Raw genomic sequence first — 22,661 nt, 5'->3', positions numbered from 1 at the left:
TCAGTTTATATTACCTGTAATCCATAAGCATATGGATCATCTTCCGGATCAATTGAAATGGTGTTGTATCCATATACTCTGGCCCATCCTTCAATGCTTGGACGGATAGCGGGTATACCGCCTACAGTAGTTTCTTCTTCAATTCTGCCGATAAAGCGGGAACCGATGATGCTTTCGTGAATGAATTCATCTCCTTTTTTCAGTTTCCCTTTCGCATACCATTGCGCCATACGGGCAGAAGTACCAGTGCCGCATGGAGAGCGATCTATCGCTTTATCGCCGTAGAATACCGCATTACGGGCAGTGGACGTTTTATCCAATACGGCGCCTGTCCATAATACATGGGAACAACCATTGATATGCGGATTATCAGGATGCACGAAAGTGTTTTTTTCGTTGATGCGTTTCCGTAATTCCCTGGCCCATCCGATGAGTTGAGATGCTGTAAAGTGTTCCATGCCAGGGAAATTTTCCTGTACATCCACGATGGCATAAAAATTACCACCGTAAGACACGTCTACTTTTAACATGCCCAGCTCCGGACACTCCACCTCAATATCGGTGGCAGCCAGGTAGGAAGCGACATTGGTCAGTTTCACGCTTTTTACTTTATTCCCTTCCTGCTTATAGCTGATTTCTACCAGGCCAGCCGGGGCTTCCATTCTTACGATGCCCGGCGTTTTAGGTTGTATAAGGCCTTCTTCAATAGCGATGGTAATAGTGCCTATGGTACCATGACCACACATCGGCAGGCAGCCGCTGGTTTCAATGAACAATACGGCTACATCGTTGGCGGGATCATGAGGAGGGTATAGCATGCTGCCACTCATCATATCATGGCCTCGGGGCTCAAACATCAGCCCCTTGCGAATCCAGTCGTAGTGGTGGAGAAAATAGTTACGCTTTTCGCTCATATTATTTCCTTCCAGAGCAGGAGCACCTCCTGCTACTACTCTTACCGGATTGCCGCAGGTATGTGCATCTATACAAAAAAAAGTGTTTTTCACTGGGTCTGTTTTTCAGTCATTAAAACATGGAATGAGATGGGTGGATCTGGTATTGCATACCAGCTATCTGGAAAACGTATTATCTACTAAACGCCATATGCCACAAGGATTATCTTGTTTTAATTCATCCGGCAATAAGGTATCATCGAAGTTTTGAAAGCATACAGGTCTAACCCAGCGACGAATCGCCCCTGTACCAACGGAAGTATAACGTGCATCCGTAGTAGCGGGATAGGGACCGCCATGTATCATTGCTGCGCATACTTCTACGCCTGTGGGCGGATTGTTCAGGATGATACGGCCAGCGAGGGATATCTGCAATTCCACTACTTCCTGCCAGGAAGCCAGATCTGCCGGAGTCGCCATTATACTGGTGGTAAGTTGGCCTTTCACACTTTTCAGTACTTGCAATAACTCTGCTTTGTCTTTACAAGCTACGAGTAAAGCATATGGACCAAACACTTCTTCTTTCAATGCCGGATTCGCCAGAAATGCCGCTCCTGTGGTATTCGCGAGGGAAGGTCCTACCAATGCTTCATCCGCTATCATGGCAGGATGTTCCAGTAAGGTCACTTCTTCCTGGGCCAGCATGGCGCTGCGCCCTTTCAGAAAGGACTGGTGTATACCCGGATGCAACATGCGCTGTGGCGATGTTTGCTCCAGGGCAGCGCCCAGCAACTCCTGGAATTGCGTAAACGCCTCACTTTGCAAGCCAATCAGTAATCCTGGGTTGGTACAAAATTGACCTGCCCCCAGTGTGATAGAGGTAGCGAAGGTGGCTGCGAGTTCGGTTGCTCTTGTCTGCAACGCTTCCGGCAGAAATACTACCGGGTTTACGCTGCCCATTTCAGCAAATACAGGAATAGGGGTTTCGCGTTGAGCGGCGTAAGCAACCAGCGCTTTGCCTCCTTGAAAAGAACCGGTAAAGCCTACGCTGGTGGTGCATGGGTGCATCACCAGTTCCTGCCCGATTTGATAGTCGCCGGTTACATGCTGCACGGTGAAGGGAGGCATGCCCGTTTGAGCGATCGCTGCCTGGATAGCCTCAAATACCAGCATGGAGGTCCGCGGATGCGCAGGATGCCCTTTAATCACTACTGTAGCGCCGGCAGCAAGCGCACTGGCTGTATCCCCGCCGGCAGTAGAGAAGGCAAACGGAAAATTGCTCGCTCCAAAAACCACTACCGGACCTACCGGCATCAACATGCGGCGGATATTGGGCTTAGTGTCTATAACTGCTTCTACCCAGCTGCCTTCTTTGATTAACTGAGCAAACAAGGACAATTGATGGGTAGTACGACCAACTTCGCCGTTCAGGCGCGCTGCCGGGAGATTGGTTTCTTCTCCCGCTATCTGTACCAGTATCTCTTTCCTTGCCGCTATTTCTGTGGCGATAGTTTCGAGGAAAGCAGCTCGCTGTACGGGTTTTATCCGTTTGTATGCTTCGAAGGCCTGTGATGCCTGCTGCATTATTTGATTTACATTCATGCGGCTGTTATTTTGAATTGATTACAAAGAGAGATAATCCGGTAAGGCAGGACGCTGGGCCAGCGCCGTATGAATTACATGTAATACTTTCTCTCTTTCAGCGCCTGTCAGCGTTAACCGTGGCGCTCTCACATGTTCGCTACCAAGGCCGGTGGCGGCTTCTGCGAGTTTGATATATTGTACCAACTTTGGATGTAGGTCCAGTTCCAGCAATGGGAGGAACCAACGATAAATTTCCAGTGCCTCTTTCATCCTGCCGGCTTTTGCCAGTCGGTATACCGCTACTGTTTCTGCAGGGAAAGCCGCTACCAAACCGCCTACCCAGCCATGAGCGCCGAGCATCAGTTCTTCCAGTGCCAGGGTATCTACGCCACAGAGGATCTTAAAGCGATCACCGAAACGGTTGACCAAACGGGTTACGTTGGAAACGTCGCGGGTGGATTCTTTCACTGCCTGTATGTTTGGAAATTCCTGGAGTTGTGCGAAGATATCAAGGGTTACTTCGATTTTGTAATCAACAGGGTTGTTATACACCATGATTGGCAAACTGGTGGCGGCGGCGATGGTCTTGAACCAGATAGCCGTTTCCTGTTCATCTGTTTTGTAACGCATAGGAGGGAGCAGCATCAATCCCTGAGCGCCCCATTCCTGGGCCAGATTCGCCTGTTTGATCGCCTCCTTGGTGGAGCCTTCCGCGATATTCAAAACGACAGGTATTTTACCTGCTACTTTTTCTACGGTGAATTTTGTCAGTGTTTCTTTTTCCGCTGTGGTGAGCGTGCTGGCTTCCCCCAGAGATCCGCCGAGGACGATACCATCAATCCCTGCTGCCAGTTGCGCTTGCAGATTACGCTCAAACAATGGCAGATCCAGCTCATCTGCAGCAGTAAATTTCGTTGTGATAGCAGGAAATATCCCTTTCCATTCAATAGACGACATTGGCAATATGTTTTTTTTCAAAAGTATTCCAATCACCTTCAGTCCACCTACCAGATAGTAATCAATTGTAACCTGATATTAACCAGTTTTGCCATTATGAGATAAAATTTGCCGGAAGTAGCCATTTATTAACCTGTTTATTACGATATTACTTCAAATTCTGTCAAAATTTGTAATAAATGTAGGCAGTGCATCCGTGTCTCCCTACACGCATAACCATTGAAATTATGAAAGTTCTACAGTTTACCGTACCTGTACCGATAGATAAATCCATAGTTGTACAGAAAGATGTACTGCCTTACTTTTATCCGCATCTGCACCGGCATCAGGAAGTGCAGCTCACCTGGATTCAACAGGGGGAAGGCACACTGGTGGCAGATAATAATATGCATACCTTTCGCTCTAATGAAATTTTCTGGCTAGGAGCCAATCAGCCACATATCTTTAAAAGTGATCCGTCCTATTTTCTACCGAGAAGCCGCAAAAAGATTATAGCCCTGGTGATCTTCTTTAATCCGGAAGGCGCCCTGTCTGCCTTTTTCAATCTCCCGGAAATCAAGCAGTTAAAGAATTTTGTGCAGCAAAGGCAAACCGGCTTCAAAGTGCCGGCGATACTAAATACGGTAATATCCGGACAAATGCTGCGTATCAGTAGCAGTGCAGGAGTGGAACAGCTAATGCATTTCGTGGAATTGCTACGGTTATTATCAGGCTGCCCGGATATTACCCCACTCGCTTCCGGCAACAGAAAAGCTACCGTGAGCGATCATGATGGAATCCGTATCGGAAATATCTATAATTATATCATGCAACATTATGACAAGGCCATCACCCTGGAAGATGCAGCCAGTCAGGTACACATGACGCCGCATGCTTTCTGCCGCTTCTTTAAGAAACATACCTTACACACTTTTGTATCTTTTCTGAACGAGGTGAGAATCAATGAAGCCTGTAAAAAACTTACAGATGGGAATTATGATAATATTGCTACTGTTGCCTATACCTGTGGATTCAATAGCATCACCAATTTTAACCGAGTGTTTAAAACGGTCACTGGCAAATCGCCCAGCCAATATTTAAACAGCTATTTTCATAACGTGGAAACAAACTAAACATTTGCCTGAGGGATACTTCTTTGTTGATGGATGATGCCGTTATCAGCTAAGTGCATCATGAAAAATGATACCAAGGCTATGTCTGTTGCCATCGTGGAGGGGACTAACGCCATGCTTCATGTTTACGCGGTAGTATCCTTTTGTTCCTTTCTCCGGGCGGAAATTAGTAGTGAAGATGACCATGTCGCCACGATTGGGCTTTAATACATTGGCCTTAGATTGCGCACGAGGAATTTGTTCTGTTAATACAAACTCGCCGCCAGTATAATCTTCATCTATCTGATCCAGCATAAATACCATCTGCATCGGGAAGTAAATTTCGCCATATAAATCCTGATGTAAGGTATTAAAGCCTCCTTCGCCATATTTTAGAATAAGCACTGTTGGCTTTTCCTGTCCGTTATCCCAGCAAAGTTGTTTCATCTCGTTGTGCGTTGCCGGGAATTGATGGTTGATGTTCAACTCCTGCATCCACTGATTTGCTACTGGCGCTATTTTCGTATATACGTTCTGCCGCAAGGTGGTAATAATTTCCGGTAAGGGATAACGGAAATACTTATATTCTCCCTGACCAAAACGATATCGTTCCATACGAATAGTTTTGCGGTAGGTATTATCTGCATTGTATGCGCTGATTAGTTCATCGCATTCCTCTTTGGTTAATACATCTCTGACAATGACAAAGCCTTTATCATGTAATTCCTTTGTAATAGCCTGCCAGTCTTTATCCGCTAATCGTGTGACTAAATTTTCCATAAAAAATGATATTTACTGCTGTAAAGGTAGCTGCATGTGTTGGGGTGGAAAATCCGAAAATTGCGGTTTATATAAATGTGGCGCTTGGTAGGTAAGTATTGTTACGGGAGACGCGTGTCTCACTAAACAAAACTATTTCTCAAAAAACCGATTGTTATGCGATGCTTCAGAACGGCCATGGGCGAGGTAAAATATTTTTTTAAAAAACTGCCAGTTAAAGTGAACTAATACGGCACTTAATAAAAAAAGTAAAGGCTTGTAGGTTTTGACTTACAAGCCTTTACTGTATTATGTAAGAGATGTTATACCGCTTTCTTACTGTTCGCAGTGGCTTATCTTACTTTAGCGTTAGCCCAAACTATCCGTTTCCGCTTTTCTCACAATTCTTAACCCAAACCCCTATTTATGAGCAAATACATCATCTACTCGTTTCTGTTGAGCGCTTTGATATTTTCTGCCTGCAAGAAAGACCAACGCAGCACAGCCGATAATACAGTGACACCTGCCACCAGCCAGCAAACAATTGATCACAAAGGACAGGCATTAACGCCTGTAGGCTGGGTACCCCAGTCGCAAGTACATCATATCGAAACAGGCGAATACCTGAGTGGAGAAGGTAACCGCCTTCGCAGGTACGATCGCAATGGTAAGGTGCTGGAGGATTATGGCGCGCTTGAACAAAATGCAAGACAAACGCCATTCTATCCAGACAATGCTAAAGGTAAAGGCGTTCTCCCGCTGGGTTCCGGCTGGATTACCTACACCTACTGGAGTAACAGTACCTCTTCCGCCATCAATTATTTCAATACTAACTGGACCGTACCTCCTGCACCAGCAGTGAATTCCGGACAGACGATCTTCCTCTTCAACGGTATACAAAACTCCGATCACATTCTGCAGCCAGTACTGCAATGGGGCCCTTCCGCTGCCGGTGGTGGCGCTTATTGGGCTATTGCTAACTGGTATGTTGGTAACAATGCCGTTTATAGCAGCTTGATACCTGTGAGTCCTGGTACCAATTTACAAGGTGTGATGACGCTGCTCAGTCTTAATAGCACCGGTACTAAAGGTAACTACACATCCGCTTTTAACGGTTATCCTTCCATTACGCTTACCGTAAATAACATCCCTACTTTATATTGGGCTGCGGAATCGCTGGAAGCATATGGGGTGCAAACCTGCTCCAATTATCCTAATACCACCAGTACAAGACTCAGTGGTATTGACCTGAGAGTAGGCGGCTCACAGGCGCCGTTATCATGGACAGTAGCCAATGCTGTTACCGATTGTGGCCAACATGCCAACGTGGTAACGCCAGGTACGCCTAATGGTATCGTAGATATTTATTATTGATAGCGCAGGAAACGGATTCGGGCAATAAAGCCTTGCAGCATGGCTGCAAGGCTTTATGTGCTTAATAGCCACCAGAAAAGGATATCGGGAGATACGTGCCAGTCGGTGATACAAGGAGCCTTTCATTTTATTGAATCCTCGTCTCCCTAAATACCGCTTTTGCTATACTGCTTTGGTTTCATGCCAATATGTTCCATAAACACCCTGGAGAAATGACTAAGATTGATGAAACCTAATCTATATCCTACATCCGATACCGTTAGGTTTTCTTCTTTCAACAAACGGGCGGCTTCTTTCATTCTGAAGGCCTGGTAATAACTAAATATACTGTCGCCGAATACCTGCTTGAATAAGCGTTTCAGTTTAGTGGGACTCATATTGGCCACTGCTGCTAAATCGTTGATGACCGGTGGAGTATCCAACTGTAGCAGGATGCTTTCCTTAATTTTGTAAATACTTTTGATATCGTGCGTGTTTACAGGATATAACTGTTGCTCCTCGCGCTTTTCCAGTTCTATTAATAATCTGCATACCAACTCTTCTGCCTTTACTCTTAAGAAGAAAAGCTGGAAGACATCTTCTACCGGCACGTTTATTATTTCATCTACAATCTGTTGCATCGCAGGGTATATCATCTGTTCAAAAAACAGTGGCTGCATATTCTCCAGGAGTCCTTGCACGACAGATGATGGCCCGGAAGGTGTCAGTATGGCTTTCAGGTAATCTGCATCCATTTCAATATTGATGGCGGCAGTACTGGTACCTATTGGTATTACTGCATCTGTCTTTACTCTGCTGGTGCCTATTAGCACAGAGGGCATTCGCTGAAAGGGATGTTGGGTACTCGTATGGTGAGGAAAAACGTGTTGAAATTTAAACAGAATCATCCTGCTGGCATCCTGCTCGAATTCCGGATTTTCAATGGTGATGCTTTTGTGCAATTGATAGTTGAACAACATCATGCGGATGCTGGGATTAAAAATGAATCCGGCAAAGTATCCCTGACCGTATTTTTTGGGGATGGTCAGTTTGCCTGCTTTCACTTTAGTGCCCATCAGTTTGGCCAGATGGGTCAGTATGCGTGGTGTAGTAGATTGCATGAAATGTCTTTTACGACTATTTTCAGGGCTAATGTAGGTATTTTGTCTCAGAATTGTGTTGGAATTTTGTGATGTACTCAAATACGAAATCATGTTACTACACAATAAGAAAGTTGCCATTATTGGAGGAGGTCCTGTAGGCCTGACGATGGGACGATTACTACAGCAGCACGGCGTTGATGTGACCATCTATGAAAGAGACCAGGACCCTGCAGCGAGGATCTGGGGCGGCACGCTCGATTTATATAAAGACTCCGGGCAGCAGGCCATGCAGCGGGCAGGATTGCTGGAGCGTTATTATGCGCTCGCCAAGCCAATGGGAAGGCGCTTCGCCGATCAGGAGGGCGCCATTCATTTAACGAGAAAACCTACCTCTGCCAATCAGTATGATAATCCAGAAATTAGCAGGAACAACCTGCGTAAAATGCTGCTGGAAAGTTTAGCAAAGGACACCGTGATCTGGGATCATAAATTTACCGGACTGGAACAAGATGGCCACCAATGGGTACTCCATTTTGAAGGACAACCCGATGTTACGGCCGATTTCATCGTCGGCGCTAACGGGGGCATGTCCAGGGTAAGACCTTATGTGACAGATGCTGCGGTAACCACAACAGGTAGCTTTATCATTCAGGGCGAAGTCTATGATCCTGTTAATACCTGCCCTGCTTTCCTCCAACTCTGTGACGGCGATATACTCATGGCCGCATACGGAGGTAATTTGTTCGTGGCTAACCCAGATAATAACGGCGCCTTAGCCTATGGAATCATTTTTCAGCGGCCTGCAGAATGGATGGATGACGTGCCGGTCGATTTCTGGCAACCAGCAGCTGTAGCGTCCTATTTGTCCGAACGAATGGCCGAATGGCATCCAGCATATAAAGCGCTGTTTCATGGAACTGATTTTTTTGTGGGACTACCCATCCGGAAAGTTTCCATGGATGAACCCTGGAAAACCAATCGTCCATTGCCTATTACATTGATTGGGGATGCCGCACATCTTATGCCGCCTTTTGCTGGTCAGGGTGTTAATACGGGATTGAAGGATGCGCTGATATTATCGGAGAATCTTACCAGTGGAAGGTTCCAAACGCTGGAAGCTGCCATTGCCGATTATGAGCAACAGATGTTCCGCTACGCTACTGCGGCGCAGCAAGCTTCTTGTGAAAATGAACTGGAAATGCGCTCCTCAGATTTCTCCTTCCTGAAGTTCATGCAATAACTTCAGGCTGAATAGACAAACGCTGACAAAATGTGCCCGTTTTGGGACAAAAGGGGGTTAGGATACCTGATATTTTGACATGATTTTCTGGTAAAAACCGATCGGTATATTTTTCGTGCATCCATATAGATGTGGCAATAATGTCAATAGCTGACAGAACAAGTATTTATTATTAAAACGGCCATCCGCCTACCTACATCACATTCATCGCATTTACGGAATATTACAGATATGACTGGAAGCTATTGTTCCAGGTATGTGACTGTCCTATTCAGTAAGCGCGTAGAATAGATAAGCGGAGGTACTAAAACGATATATCAGGTATTGACATTTTTAGGCTGCAATTATTAACCATAATAAGGAGCTGAATTATGACTGATTTATTTTCGGAAACAATAATGGGAGCGATTGACAAAGTCAAAAGTTCCGTCGTTAAGATTGAACGGGTAGGAGCAGTAAATGGGAAGGAAGGCGTTACAGGTACTGGCTCCGGGTTTTTATTTTCATCAGATGGATACCTGTTCACCAATAGTCATGTAGTACACGGTGCGAAGCGACTTCGGGTAGCCTTGCATGACGGCGAATTACATGAAGCCGCTTTGATAGGAGAGGACCCCTCCAATGATCTGGCCATCCTGAAAATATCTGCAAACGACTTCACCCCGGCCATTTTGGGCGATTCCGCTCAATTAAAGATCGGTGAATTAGTGATCGCTATCGGTAACCCTATGGGATTTCAACATACGGTGACGCATGGCATTGTCAGCGCACTCGGACGTTCCCTCCGAAGTGAAGCCGGAAATTTGATGGATAGCATGATACAAACAGATGCGGCACTGAATCCTGGTAACTCCGGAGGTCCGTTGATAAATGCCGCTGGAGAAGTAATTGGCGTGAATACTGCCATGATTCAAGGGGCACAGAATTTATGCTTCGCGATCAGTATTAACACCGCCAAAGAAATTGCTTACCAGTTAATGAAGTTTGGGAAAGTCAGAAGAGCTTATCTGGGCCTGGTTTTACAGCAAATAGAACTGGTACCCAAACTCAGATCCATCCACCATCTGGCCAATAAAAGCGCTCTCTTTGTAACGCAAGTAGAAAAAGGTAGTCCGGCAGATAAAGCAGGACTTCAATCCGGCGACATCCTTTTATCATTCAGTGATAAAATGGTACAGACTTCCGACGAGCTTTTTAAAATGCTGACGGAAGATAAAATCGGATCTTTCTATTTTACGCAAATCATCAGAGGCAACCAAAAGCAGGAATTAAGAATCACACCATCTGAGAAATAAGATCCGCAGATCATAGCGGGTAGGAAAGGTCGGAGCGTACTCCGGCCTTTTCCTGTTTTTAATGGGAGGTCAGTACCGTATTACTGCTGGCAGGGAACAGGTTCCTCCAAATATTGAGTATGCATTGCTTCCAGTGTTGTAAGCGCTTGCTGCAACTGAGCTAGCAGCTTATCTTTGGCGGTGGTGATTATGTCCGCCTGTTGCTGATAATAGCGGATACCATCCTGTAGGTTTTGGAAGAAAGCAGTAAAATATTTCATCCTTTTTGATAATTGTCCTGTCAGAAAGTCGAGTTCCAGTTGCTCTTTCAGGTAGGCTACATACAAGCGCAGTTCCGCGATAAATACATGTGGCCTGTTGTCATACGGAAGAATATTAGTGCGGCCGTAAATATGATCCGTCATGGTTTGCAGCGATACCACTTTGGAAAAATGCACAATGTTAGGTCCGGGACAAACCGTAACGGTATGCATTGTTTTCACGAATGGCTGATCATATAGTATGGCGGCGGCGTTGCTGAGACCTACGCATAAACATTCTTTCTCCAGTACATTCTCCAACTGTCTTTTATATGCTTCTTCCGGCAGGCCAAGTGATTTTAATTGCGCGATCTTCAACTGCTGGTATTTGACAGAAGCCGTACAGATAGGTTCAGCAGTAAATTCAGTGTTGAAGGTGAGGTGTTTTTCTGTACAGGGACTTCCAGGCTTCCCTTTGGCAACGCGTGCTAATCGTTCGTTTTCGGCGCTGGTGCCTTTCAGGTAATGGAAGCGGGCGCCCAGTGGAGAGCTGTTACTAAGCACCACTTCTTTCTCTGTGGCGGCACATAATTGTTGCAGCGTAGTTTCATCTACCGTGGTAGCTTCTGGTACCAGGAGAAAAGGAGTGCCCCATCCTGTACTGTCCATATCATATTGATGGCGGAGGAAGGTGTCTTCTTCGCAAGTGCCAATGCCACCCTGCACGGAGTATCTGAGGGGCGGAGCGACTGCTATCTCCCGACCACTTTTTCGTAATATGGCCGCTTTATACAATTCAAACAAGGAGGTAATTAAATCCGGCTTATTATTTTTAAATTCCTCCAGGATAGGCCCCAGCAAATAGCCATCCGTAGCAAATGCATGTCCGCCGCAATTCAGCCCGGATTCAATTCTGAATTCGCTTACCCAGATACCTTTCTTCGCGAGGTATTTTCCCTGTATAAGAGCGGAGCGGTAATCGCTCACTTTTACGATGATCTTTTTCCTGAAAATGCCTGCTGCATCTGCATCGAACTGGGTACACCCTTCCAGATAATTATATAACCTGGGGTCCATACCCGCAGAGAATACCACCGATGAATCAGTCAGATCGCTGTTGGCATATCCTTTCAATGCCGTGATAGGATCTACCGTTTTTGTCATGATATTTACATCAATGGCGCCGGGTTTGATTTTCGTACGCAGGATGGCCTGAAGGTCTTGCTGCTCTGTTGTATTGGTGGCCTGGAGCATTTTCCGGTACAACTGCTTTACAACAGCGTCTTCCGGCAGCATTTCAAAATATTTAACTATCTCAGATCCTTTCTCAAAAGCTGCTTTCCTGAGCTTTTCCACCTGCGCTTGCACAATCGTATTGACAAGGTTCAGGTAATCCGTGATCCTCTTTTCCCGGTAGTCTGTTTCATGAATGGAAATAGGCGTATACTCCCGGTGAATGCTGGGGTAATAATGCTTTCTCATCATTTCCACGAGCCTGTCTTCCACAATGGAAATAACAGACGAAATGCCAAAACGCGCTACTTTGATCGGACTATCTATGGTATAGGCCAATCCCATTACAGGGATATGAAAGGTATGCATAAAACTATTTTATTTTCTTCTCTAAAGTGGTTTCATGCCGCAAATATATCTATTCAGGACAAATTTGTCCTGAATTATTTTTAATTGGTAATTTTTAACAATTAGGTTCCTGGAATGAGCATTTCTTGTAATTTAGTCGTTCAAAATAAACTGCATGTTTTCAAAGGCGACAGAATACGCATTACGGGCTACTATATATATTGCGCAGCATACGACCGAGGAGCGTAAATGCCGGATTGATGAAATTGCCCGTGGCATAGATGCGCCTGTTTCTTTTACTGCTAAAATTTTACAGGCATTGCGGAAGGATGATCAGGTGATCCAGTCGGTTTCTGGCCCCAATGGCGGTTTTTATATGTCTCCTAAATGCCGGAAAAAGCCTGTCCGAGCCATTCTGGATGCGATGAACGAAGGGGAGGTGCTGGAAAAATGTGTATTGGGACTGAAAAAATGTTCTAATACGAGTCCTTGCCCCATGCATCACGATTATAAAGAAATCAAGAAGAAACTGTTACGATTGTTTGAAGACAAAACTATCCAGGATCTCGCAGATGATACCAATAACGGTGGTATGTTCCTGAAGCTGGGTAAGAAATAAATTATTTCGGGAGACAGGTGTCTCACCGTACCATCTCTGTTTTTCTAAGTCTCATTCCAAATATCTTGCACACTTTCTGTTTTTTGTATTTAAGTATTTGCTTAAATACAAAAATGTATATAATTTTATTAAAAATAAGAACAACCATGAGTGGGGGAAATGTATGTATACGTGGAGAGGCAAACCCGGTACAGATAAATGATTGCAGGCAAAAGGTGGCGAAGAATGAGTCGGCGTTTGCTCAACTGTCGGCCGTTCTGTCCCTGGCAGGAAATGAGGTGCGGTTGAAAATCCTGTATCTCCTGGAAGCGGAAAAGGAGCTCTGTCCCTGTGATCTGAGCGATATCCTGGGCATGAGCATTCCTGCTATTTCGCAACATCTGCGAAAACTGAAAGATGGTAATATCGTGAGCTCCCGTAAAGAAGGGCAAACTATTTTCTATTCGATCAGACCTGCCCATTTGAAATTACTGCGCTCGTTTTTTAAAATTATCAATCAGCTAGAAGCCATATGATGAAAGGAAAGAATAATAAGGTACTACTGGGATCAGGACTGTTATTGGCGCTCACCTCCTCTTTGTGTTGTATTGTGCCGCTGCTGGCTATCCTGGGTGGCGCAGGTGGCGCCGTAGCTGCTTTTGGCTGGGCTGCGCCTCTTCGGCCGTATATGTTGGCAGCAACGGTGTTAGTCCTGGGATTTGCATTTTATCAGGCATATAAACCGCAATCCAAAGATGACTGCGGCTGTGAGCCGGCAAAGAAAAGCTGGATGCAATCAAAAGCATTCCTCTGGATAGTGGCGGCCATATCGCTCTTACTCTCCGCTTTTCCTTATTATGAGTCTTACTTTCATCCACAAATACCAGCAAAGGAGAAGATGGCCGAAAACATACCAACTATTCAGCAAACAACGCTGCATATATCCGGTATGAGCTGCGAAGCCTGTGAAGGCCATGTAAATAATGCGTTGCGGCAACAGAAAGGCGTATTAGAGGCGAATACCAATTATGCCAAAGGGATCGCTGTGGTGAAATTTGATAGCACGCTCATATCATTCAACCAGATGGCTGCTATTATTGAAGATGAAACTGGGTACCAAGTGGCCCGTTAAGTGATAAAATTGCTTATTATGGAATTGAAATCAATCATTACTTGTCCGAATTGCCAGTATCAGAAAGAGGAAATCATGCCTACGGATGCTTGTCAGTATTTTTATGAATGTGAAAGTTGTCATGCAAGGCTGCGTCCTGAAACGGGCGACTGCTGCGTATATTGTAGCTATGGCACGGTGAAATGTCCGCCGATGCAAGAAGGGAATTGCTGCTGTTAAAAAAATCTGTTTATGGTAACTGGCCTACAAGTAAAAGATAAAAGTGATTCGGGAAAGTCCATCAAGATCGCGCCTTTCAGAAAAGAGATTCGTAAAACAACGCCTCATAAGCACAACAATTACTTTGAAATTTTGTACCTCTCACAAGGTACCGGTTACCACTATATTGATTCCCGTAAGTTCCAGGTAACGCCGCCTGTCATGTATTTCATTCGAAAGGACCAGGTGCATTACTGGGAACTGGACACAGAGCCAGATGGATTTGTGATTATCATAAAGAAGGCTTTTATAGAGAAGAGCCTGGACAATGAATTGAAATCTCTTTTTACACAACTTAGCCGGGAAACCTGTGTCTACCCAAAAGATGATGCTACTACACATACGCTTTTTACTTTGCTGACAGCAGCTGCACATAAAGAGGGCGCCTATTCCTTTCCAATGGTAGAAGGTCTGTTGAAAGCATTACTGGCACATGTGTTGGGAAATGTAAAGACCGTTGCCGGACATGTGGAGATCTCATCTAACCTGTATCAGTCCTTTCTCTCTCTGCTCAGTGCAGAGCAAATGGTGAAGAATAAAGTACACTATTATGCGGAGTTACTCCGGACCTCTCCCCAGAATTTAAATGCCGCTTGTCGTAAAGCAGTGAATCAGTCTTCCGAAGACGTTTTGTCCGAGTATATTATCAGCGAAGCCAAACGATTGCTCCTGTATACAGCCAACACCATTGCAGAAATATCCTTTTCCCTGGATTTCAATGATCCCTCTCATTTTGTGAAGTATTTCAAACGCAAAACGGGACAGACTCCGCTCTCATTCCGCAAAACAGTTTAATATCATAAAATTTTCAATTATACCATTGAAAACCAAAGAATAGTATGAAATTTGTAATATAGATATTTCGATTTGGTCTTCCAGATAAGTTAATTGATCAGCTTGACAGATAGGTATAGAATGGCATTCTTCCGCTCTTTTATGATTCACCAGTAAAAGTAACGATGCTATGAATACGCATATCAACGGTGAGCAGGGTTCTGTATCCCGCCACAGTCGCCGAAATTTCATAGAAAACGGACTGAAAATAACGGTTGTATCTGGTGTGTTGGGTATCGGACTTTTACCGGGCTGTAAGGACAAAGAAAAAGACGAAGATGAAATAAGTCCACCGGAAGATCTCATGCGTGAGCACGGTATTTTGAACCGGGTATTGCTGGTGTACGACCATTTCCTACAAATGTTGGCTTCCAATGAGCAAATAAATCCACAATTTCTTACGGATTCCGCCAGTATCATCCGCAATTTTATTGAAGAATATCACGAAAAACAAGAGGAGGATTTTCTCTTTCCTCGTTTTGAAAAGGCCCATCAACTCACCGACCTCGTGGCCGTTTTGAAAACACAACATCAACAGGGCCGCATTATCACAGATCAAATACTACTGCTAGGCAAACAGCCACAACTGGCATCAGCCAGCGACCAGCAGAAACTAAACAGTCTGCTAACCTCTTTTATCCATATGTACCGCCCTCATGAAGCCAGGGAGGATACCGTGTTGTTTCCAGCCTTGCGTGGAATAGTCAGTAAACATGAGTTTGATAGCCTGGGTGAAGATTTTGAAAAACGGGAACACCAGCTGTTCGGTGAAGGTGGATTTGAAATATTTGTAGAGAAGGTGGCTAAGGTGGAGCAGCAACTGGGAATTTATGATTTGGCGCAGTTTACGCCTAAATTATGAAGTACGTTTCAAACCGTTTATATATGAGAAGCAATAACCAGCCAATAGGATATTCCTATTTATTGATCCGTCTGATCCCAGGTCTGGTATTCTTATCTGAAGGAATACAGAAGTTCCTGCTACCGGGTGATATGGGGCCCGGACGATTTGAAAAGATCGGTTTTCCGCAGCCGGTATTTTGGGCCTACTTTACGGCCTCTTTTGAAATAATCTGTGGGCTGCTGCTGATTATCGGATTGTTGGGCCGACTGGCCACTATTCCATTACTAATAGTGATGGTGGTGGCATTCATCACCACCAAGGTGCCGATATTCGACCAGAAAGGATTTTGGGCATTTGCGCATGAATACCGTACAGATTTCGCAATGACGGTTCTCCTGATATTCCTGTTGATAAACGGGCCGGGAAAACCATCTATAGATAGCCGTATAGCGCGGATGAAAAGAAAGCGAACGTTTGGTCGACTGAGATGATGCGCCCTTCTTCTTAATTTTATATTAATACCATAATATTTTCAAATATACCATAAATCGGCAGGTTAATTTTCAATCTTTGCCCTGAGAACCGCTATGATAGGGACGAACAAGGAATTCATTTCCGATGTTTAATAGATAGTCTATCCTTTCCCCTGCAGTTTGATGAACCTTAAACAATCAAATATGTACCGTATGCCGTTGAGGCTATTTTTATGTTTTGTCTGCCTGTTGATGTTTCGGGAGATGACATTCTCACAATCTTCCAGGGGTGCATCATTACAGGAGTTGTTGCAATTGGCAGAGCATAATTATCCATTACTGAAATCCAAAGCCTGGGAGGTTAGTGCGGCACAAAAGGCCATCAATACAAGTAAGAATACTTTGATACCCTCTCTGGATGCAGCTTATCAGGTGAACTTCGCCACCTATAATAATATAACAGGCATGGCATATCCGCCAATGCTGATACCTATCAGTGGGCCACCATCTACCAGCAATCATTATGATGGTATTTTTGGCAGCGCTACCAGTCTCCTCTTAAACTGGCAACCCATCACCTTCGGACAACGAGCGTCTCAGGTAGATTTTTCCTTGGTGGGATTGCAATTTGCACGTGCTGACGCAGGCAATGAAATCTTTCAGCATAAAATAAAAGTGATCAATGCCTACCTGGATATGCTCACTGCAATGGAATTGGAGAAGGTATATGAAGAAAACGTGCTACGCACCAATGCTAATTTATCTGTCGCAAAAACATTGGTAACCAGTGGCATCAAACCTGGAGTAGATACTGCTTTGCTCAAAGCGGAAATGTCCAGGGCAAGAGTGGACTTACTGAATAGTCGCAAATACAGAGAACAAACCATTATTACATTGTCGCAATTACTGGCATCTGATAATATCCCTGTATTGACAGATTCCACTTATTTTTTAAGGCTACCTGAAATGTATATCCCTGCTGATTCGGCGAGGAATCCAATACTTTCCTTGTATACCTCCAGTATTGAATTAAGCAAAGCTCGCAAGAAAGTGCTAAGTAAAACAACGATGCCTACCCTGGGAATGTGGGGAACCGCTTATGCAAGAGGATCAGGCATTGATTATAATGGTAATGTGAAATCTGTGGAGGGACTGGCTTTTCAAAGATATAACTATGGAGTAGGCTTGCAGCTCAGCATTCCTATTTTACAATTTGCGAAGATCAGGTCTCAGGTGCAGCAACAGGATTTGCTGATCAGGTCCAACGAGGAAAAATTGAATGAGATTGCTTTGCAGGTAAGAAAACAAAATGAACTGGCAGATACAACATTGCATACAGCTATCATGATATCTAAAGAAACCCCGTTGTTTTTTGAATCGGCCAGTTTTTCTTATAAGGCGATGCAATCCCGCTATCAGTCGGGTTTAGCAAATTTCGCCGATCTGATGCAGGCACAGTATGCATTGGTGCAGGCAGCCACTGAAAATAAAACAGCGTATATGGCGGTGTGGAAAGCGTTGTTGTATAAGGCAGCAGTCAGTGGCGATCTGAATTTATTCTTAAACCAGGTTAAGTAGCAAGGTTATGATTCGTTTAATAGCAATGGCATTACGTAGGCCATTAGCAGTAGTGGTGGCCTTTATAGGGATTATCTTTTTTTCATGGCTCACTGTCAGGACCATGAAAATTGACATCTTCCCCAAAATGGGTTTGCCTACTATTTATGTCGCCCAGCCCTATGGAGGCCTCTCCCCGGAACAAATGGAAGGCTTTATCACCTCTTATTATGAATATCATTTTTTGTATGTCACCGGCGTGAAATTCGTTGAATCTAAATCTATCCAGGGAGCTGCTATTATCAAAATTCAGTTTAATGAAGGTACGGACATGAGCCAGGCCATGGGAGAAGTAGTAGGATATGTAAACCGTGCAAGAGCATTTATGCCGCCAGGAACAGTGCCTCCATTTGTTACCCGCTTTGATGCGGGCAGCGTGCCGGTCGGGCAACTGGTGTTTACCTCTGAAACCCGCTCTCTCGGAGAGATACAGGATCTGGCATTGTTCAAAGTACGCCCCATGTTTTCTACCTTGCCCGGTGTATCGGCGCCGCCGCCTTTCGGAGGGAATCAGAAAACAGTGATAATAAAAGTAGATCCAGAGAAAATCCGAAATTATAATCTCTCTCCCGACGAAGTGGTACAAGCACTGGCGAAGTCCAATAGTATTACCCCTGCAGGTAATATCCGCGAGGAAGATCAAATGCTGATCACTTCTCAGAATGCCGTGGTAGAGAATATAAAAGAACTGGAGAATGTGCCATTAAAGCTGGGAGCAGGACCAGCAGTATATATCAGGGATATCGGCAATGTGGAACTGGGTGCGGATCTTACTACCAGCTATGCATTGATCAATGGCAAACGCTCAGTATATATTCCCGTTACTAAACGTGCAGATGCCGCTACCTGGGATGTAGTGCAGAGAGTAAAAGCCGCATTGCCAGATATGCAGGCGGCAGTTCCGGAGGATATCAAAGTAACCTATTCCTTCGATCAGTCGGGGTATGTAATCCATTCACTGAAAAGCCTGACTACAGAGGGTATCCTTGGCGCATTATTGACAGGCTTGATGGTGTTGTTATTTTTACAGGACCTGCGTGGCGCATTCATTGTCGTTATTACCATTCCATTAGCCTTGCTGTCTGCAATCATATGCTTAAAAATCTTCGGACAGACCCTGAATGTCATGACCTTGGGAGGGTTGGCACTGGCCATAGGCATATTAGTGGATGAATCCACTGTTACAATTGAAAATATACATCATCATCAGGAATTAGGAAAATCGAAAACGAAGGCTATCTGGGATGCCTGTAGGGAGATAGCATTGCCTAAATTGCTCATCTTACTTTGCGTATTGGCCGTATTTGTGCCTGCACTGTTCATGTCGGGTATTCCTGGCGCTATGTTTATGCCTTTATCTTTGGCAGTTGGCTTCGCCATGATAGCCTCTTTTTTACTGTCGCAGACAGTAGTGCCGGTTTTTGCACACTGGCTGTTAAAGGATCGCGTGCCTGTAGAAGAAGCCAGGGCCACTCAACGCTTTAGCCGGTTCCGTATGCGCTATGAGGAATGGCTGCGTCATTTTGTGAAGCAAGGCGCCTGGGCTACGGCGGTATATCTCTTGTTGGCCACAGGATTAACTGGCCTTGGTTTTTATATGTTGGGAACAGAGATATTCCCCCAAACAGATGCCGGTCAGGCACAGGTAAGATTACGATTACCAGTGGGTACACGCGTGGAAAGAACAGAAGTGGCTACACAGCGGTTGTTACATATGGCAGATAGTATTACAAAAGGACAGATAGAAATCAGTTCTGCATTTATAGGGGTACAGCCTTCCAGCTATCCCGTGAACCTGATCCATCTATGGACAAGCGGTCCGCATGAATCAGTAACAAAGATTAAATTAAAGCAGGGTACAGGTATCCCTATAGAAAAGTTTAAAGAAGCCTTACGGGAAGCAATAAAGCGGGATATGCCTGCTGCCACGTTGTCTTTTGAGCCAGGAGATATGGTGGAGCAGGTGGTGAATATGGGAACCGCCAATCCCATTGAGGTGGCGATCATGGGAAAGAATCTTTCGCAGAGCCGGAAAATTGCCTTGGCACTGAATAAAAAATTGCAGGATATTTCCTACCTCCGGGATGTCCAGATAGCTACGCCTCTGGAATATCCTGGCGTAAAATTAAACATTGACAGGGTGAAAGCTGGCCAGTTAGGCTTGACAGTAGATCAGATTACTAAATCCACCGTAGCAGCTACCAGTTCCAGCCGCTTTACACAGCCCAACTACTGGCTCGATAAAAGCACAGGTACAGCCTATCAGGTGCAGGTAGAGTATCCGCAGTATCGGTTGAACAGTGCTGATGAACTGGGCTTGGTACCTGTAGCGGCAGGCGTTTACCTGAGAGATATAACTACCGCAGAAAAAACAACCTCGCCTGGCGAATATGACCGTATCAACCAGCAGCGATATATCACCGTTACAGCTAACATCCATCAGAAGGATATGGGTACGGCAGTAAAGGATGTCAGGAGCGCGATCGCTTCGTTAGGAGCATTACCGCAGGGAGTAAAGATCCTGCTTCGTGGACAGGCGGACCTCCTGACGCAAACCATGAATGAGTTGGCAACAGGATTGCTGATTGCCATTGTGGTGATTTTTTTATTGCTGACGGTCAATTTCCAGTCTTTCCGTTTAGCCCTGGCCGTATTGTCTGTAGTACCTGCCGTAATTGCCGGCGCATTGATAATGCTACTTGTAACTGGACAATCATTGAACATACAGTCCTACATGGGAACTATTATGGCGGTGGGGGTAGCGGTTGCAAATGCCATCCTGTTGGTGACTAACGGAGAAGTATATAGGAAACAGTCGACGCCAGGATTTGCGGTAACTGGAGCATCCAACAGGTTACGTCCAATATTGATGACCAGTATGGCCATGATTGCAGGCATGTTTCCCATGGCGATTGGATTCAATGAAGGGGGAGATCAGACAGCTCCTTTGGGGATTGCGGTTATTGGTGGACTATTGTTTTCCACCATCAGTACCCTGATATTCCTGCCTGCGATCTATAGCGGTATCATGGGTAAGAAAACATATGTAAGTCCTTCTTTACATCCGGAGGATAAAGACAGTAGATTTTATGAAGCTAACCATGAATAATATTATTTTGAATAAATACGATACAATGAGACGTTGTTTTTCCATCCTGGGCTTCACTTCACTGGTAGGTATGTTGACCGCCTGTCATCAAAACCGGGATAGCAAAGACGTAGCGAAGAAAGCGGGCGCTGATTCCGTTACGGTTTTCCTGCTCAGTAAGGATACTGTCAGCAAGCAGATTACTTTTCCCGCAGAACTGATTCCATTGGAGCGGGCGGAGATGTATGCCAAAGTCAGTGGCTACGTGGGCACATTGAAAGTGGATATTGGCGATAAAGTTAGTAAAGGCCAACTGCTGGCCGTATTGGAGGCTCCAGAAGCAAATGCCAACTATGCACAGGCAAATGCAGATGTGCAGATTGCGCGGTCCCGGTATCTTGGGAGTTTGGACGCCTATCGGCGGATTGTCAATGCCGCAAAGGTGGAAGGTACCATTGCGGCTGGGGAACTGGAAAAGGCTAAAAGCTTGATGATGGCGGATAGCGCTGCTTTGAATGCAGCGCGCTCGAAGAAGGTAGCCTTTGCACAACTGAAAGATTATCTGACCATACGGGCGCCATTCAGTGGGATTATTACCCAGCGAAATGTAGACCCCGGCACTTTGGTGAGTGCAGGTAATCCTAAACCCATGTTGGTGGTGGAGAATATCAGCATACTTCGTTTACGCGTTCCCGTTCCCGAATCCTATACGGCCACCCATACGGAAAACCCGGGTATCAATTTCACGGTAGATGCTCAGCCAGACGTTACTTATCAGGCGAAGCTATCCCGTAAGGGCGGAGCGTTGAATTTGTCCAACAGAACAGAAACATGGGAGTTCCTTTTTCAGAATAATAACCTTCAGTTGAAATCGGGGATGTTTGCCACTGCGGTATTAAACCTCGGAAGAAAAGCGCCCACCTTTTTGGTGCCGGCAGCGGCGGTAGCTACGAACCAGGAGAAAAGGTTTGTGATCCGCCTGAAAGACGGTAAGGCAGAGTGGGTAGATGTCCGCAATGGTATCAATCTGGGAGAAAAAATAGAAATCTTTGGTCATCTTTCAGTTGGAGATACCTTACTAACAAGAGCTACAGATGAAATCAAGGCAGGGAGTAGCCTGACGCCGAGGTTAGGGATGAAATGAGCAGCTACTGCTAACAATATTTGAATTAGTTATTCGTTTTCGATATATCTTCTGGATTGAGCCCATAGGATCAAACTCACTAAGTTCAATAGTTGCATAAGCGTGAGGCCGACTACCGAGAAAACGAGTGGGGAGGGATGTCTGACAGGAATATGCTGGTAACTAAGACACAATACATTCAACGTAACAATACTTATTATCAGGCAAATCCCTTTATGCTTCATTTTATGGTTGGCCAGTACAGATACTGCAACGGCAAAGCCGGACAGGAAGATCACCTGGTTGGAAAAATCGGTTAACCAAACGTTATATATCAGTAACAAATTGATATAACATACCAACATATAGGTGGCACTCAGGAACTTTTCCCGTAAAAGGAAATAGGTAGTCATCCCAAGGAAGAGCATCGCCAAAAATAATAACTTAAGGGTTTGTTCCCACATCACAATATTATACGTGAATGGAAGGACCAGACTTGCTATGACAGATGCGACCGTAAATACCCGCAGGGCTTTTGTTTCCTGAGTGTTATAACTATTTGCTAGATTCAAGAGCGTTTAATATTAGGATAAAATGAG

21 protein-coding genes are annotated in these 22,661 nt (G+C 45.0%); 14 read left to right on the top strand and 7 right to left on the bottom strand.

What is annotated here, in order from left to right:
- Positions 1-5: 5 nt before the first annotated feature.
- The 3 genes from CLV59_RS16935 to CLV59_RS16925 all read right to left on the bottom strand — a co-directional run bounded on the left by CLV59_RS16935 (position 6) and on the right by CLV59_RS16925 (position 3,434).
- Complete coding sequence (locus tag CLV59_RS16935) at positions 6-1,007, bottom strand: 4-hydroxyproline epimerase (protein WP_111593241.1); 1,002 nt, start codon at positions 1,005-1,007, stop codon at positions 6-8.
- 63 nt (positions 1,008-1,070) lie between these two features.
- A complete protein-coding gene (locus tag CLV59_RS16930; RefSeq protein ID WP_262511902.1) occupies positions 1,071-2,513 on the bottom strand; it encodes an aldehyde dehydrogenase (NADP(+)) in 1,443 nt (480 codons plus the stop codon).
- A 3-nt stretch (positions 2,514-2,516) separates the two neighbouring features.
- Entirely contained in the window at positions 2,517-3,434 is a 918-nt protein-coding gene (locus CLV59_RS16925; RefSeq protein WP_111593239.1) for a dihydrodipicolinate synthase family protein, read from the bottom strand.
- Positions 3,435-3,661: 227 nt separating this feature from the next.
- Here CLV59_RS16925 and CLV59_RS16920 point away from each other — a divergent pair, with 227 nt between their 5' ends.
- Positions 3,662-4,546: an AraC family transcriptional regulator gene (locus CLV59_RS16920; protein ID WP_111593238.1), complete on the top strand. Its 885-nt coding sequence runs from the start codon at positions 3,662-3,664 to the stop codon at positions 4,544-4,546.
- Positions 4,547-4,591: 45 nt separating this feature from the next.
- On the opposite strand, the gene CLV59_RS16915 is transcribed toward CLV59_RS16920, so the two are convergent.
- The gene (locus CLV59_RS16915) at positions 4,592-5,305 is read right to left on the bottom strand and encodes a 2OG-Fe(II) oxygenase (protein ID WP_111593237.1); all 714 of its coding nucleotides are present in this window, start codon (positions 5,303-5,305) and stop codon (positions 4,592-4,594) included.
- Positions 5,306-5,710: 405 nt separating this feature from the next.
- Here CLV59_RS16915 and CLV59_RS16910 point away from each other — a divergent pair, with 405 nt between their 5' ends.
- Entirely contained in the window at positions 5,711-6,658 is a 948-nt protein-coding gene (locus CLV59_RS16910; protein WP_111593236.1) for a hypothetical protein, read from the top strand.
- Positions 6,659-6,804: 146 nt separating this feature from the next.
- Here CLV59_RS16910 and CLV59_RS16905 read toward each other — a convergent pair whose 3' ends face one another.
- A complete protein-coding gene (locus tag CLV59_RS16905) occupies positions 6,805-7,758 on the bottom strand; it encodes a helix-turn-helix transcriptional regulator (protein ID WP_111593235.1) in 954 nt (317 codons plus the stop codon).
- A 91-nt stretch (positions 7,759-7,849) separates the two neighbouring features.
- On the opposite strand from CLV59_RS16905, the gene CLV59_RS16900 reads away from it, so the two are divergent.
- Together CLV59_RS16900 and CLV59_RS16895 are read left to right on the top strand one after the other, a co-directional pair.
- Positions 7,850-8,980 (top strand): FAD-dependent oxidoreductase, encoded by a 1,131-nt coding sequence (locus CLV59_RS16900; RefSeq protein WP_111593234.1) that lies wholly within the window; start codon positions 7,850-7,852, stop codon positions 8,978-8,980.
- Positions 8,981-9,351: 371 nt separating this feature from the next.
- A complete protein-coding gene (locus CLV59_RS16895) occupies positions 9,352-10,275 on the top strand; it encodes a S1C family serine protease (protein WP_111593233.1) in 924 nt (307 codons plus the stop codon).
- Positions 10,276-10,355: 80 nt separating this feature from the next.
- Here CLV59_RS16895 and CLV59_RS16890 read toward each other — a convergent pair whose 3' ends face one another.
- Positions 10,356-12,116 carry a hypothetical protein gene (locus CLV59_RS16890; protein WP_111593232.1) on the bottom strand — a complete coding sequence of 587 codons (1,761 nt, stop codon included), beginning with the start codon at positions 12,114-12,116 and terminating at the stop codon, positions 10,356-10,358.
- A gap of 154 nt (positions 12,117-12,270) precedes the next feature.
- On the opposite strand from CLV59_RS16890, the gene CLV59_RS16885 reads away from it, so the two are divergent.
- The 10 genes from CLV59_RS16885 to CLV59_RS16840 all read left to right on the top strand — a co-directional run bounded on the left by CLV59_RS16885 (position 12,271) and on the right by CLV59_RS16840 (position 22,083).
- Entirely contained in the window at positions 12,271-12,714 is a 444-nt protein-coding gene (locus CLV59_RS16885; protein WP_111593231.1) for an RrF2 family transcriptional regulator, read from the top strand.
- Between the two features lie 146 nt (positions 12,715-12,860).
- Positions 12,861-13,229, top strand: a complete 369-nt coding sequence (locus CLV59_RS16880; protein ID WP_111593230.1) for an ArsR/SmtB family transcription factor — start codon at positions 12,861-12,863, stop codon at positions 13,227-13,229.
- On the top strand, positions 13,226-13,825 hold the full coding sequence (gene merTP, locus CLV59_RS16875; protein WP_111593229.1) for a mercuric transport protein MerTP: 600 nt from the start codon (positions 13,226-13,228) through the stop codon (positions 13,823-13,825). The genes CLV59_RS16880 and merTP overlap by 4 nt, the downstream gene beginning before the upstream one ends.
- 18 nt (positions 13,826-13,843) lie before the next feature.
- Entirely contained in the window at positions 13,844-14,044 is a 201-nt protein-coding gene (locus CLV59_RS16870) for a GDCCVxC domain-containing (seleno)protein (protein WP_111593228.1), read from the top strand.
- 12 nt (positions 14,045-14,056) lie between these two features.
- On the top strand, positions 14,057-14,878 hold the full coding sequence (locus CLV59_RS16865; protein ID WP_111593227.1) for an AraC family transcriptional regulator: 822 nt from the start codon (positions 14,057-14,059) through the stop codon (positions 14,876-14,878).
- A gap of 169 nt (positions 14,879-15,047) precedes the next feature.
- Complete coding sequence (locus tag CLV59_RS16860) at positions 15,048-15,779, top strand: hemerythrin domain-containing protein (protein WP_111593226.1); 732 nt, start codon at positions 15,048-15,050, stop codon at positions 15,777-15,779.
- A 23-nt stretch (positions 15,780-15,802) separates the two neighbouring features.
- The gene (locus tag CLV59_RS16855) at positions 15,803-16,252 is read left to right on the top strand and encodes a DoxX family protein (protein ID WP_111593225.1); all 450 of its coding nucleotides are present in this window, start codon (positions 15,803-15,805) and stop codon (positions 16,250-16,252) included.
- 246 nt (positions 16,253-16,498) lie between these two features.
- On the top strand, positions 16,499-17,812 hold the full coding sequence (locus CLV59_RS16850; RefSeq protein WP_170137789.1) for a TolC family protein: 1,314 nt from the start codon (positions 16,499-16,501) through the stop codon (positions 17,810-17,812).
- 7 nt (positions 17,813-17,819) lie between these two features.
- Entirely contained in the window at positions 17,820-20,960 is a 3,141-nt protein-coding gene (locus tag CLV59_RS16845; RefSeq protein WP_111593223.1) for an efflux RND transporter permease subunit, read from the top strand.
- A 25-nt stretch (positions 20,961-20,985) separates the two neighbouring features.
- Positions 20,986-22,083, top strand: coding sequence for an efflux RND transporter periplasmic adaptor subunit (locus tag CLV59_RS16840; RefSeq protein WP_170137788.1), 1,098 nt, complete (start codon positions 20,986-20,988; stop codon positions 22,081-22,083).
- Positions 22,084-22,112: 29 nt separating this feature from the next.
- On the opposite strand, the gene CLV59_RS28790 is transcribed toward CLV59_RS16840, so the two are convergent.
- A complete protein-coding gene (locus CLV59_RS28790) occupies positions 22,113-22,634 on the bottom strand; it encodes a hypothetical protein (RefSeq protein ID WP_146616221.1) in 522 nt (173 codons plus the stop codon).
- Between the last annotated feature and the right edge of the window lie 27 nt (positions 22,635-22,661).

Origin of the sequence: Chitinophaga dinghuensis (assembly GCF_003259435.1) — a bacterium.
Classification (GTDB): Bacteria; Bacteroidota; Bacteroidia; order Chitinophagales; family Chitinophagaceae; genus Chitinophaga; species Chitinophaga dinghuensis.
Note: the sequence above shows the minus strand (reverse complement) of the source record. Positions and strands in the feature narration are given on the sequence as shown.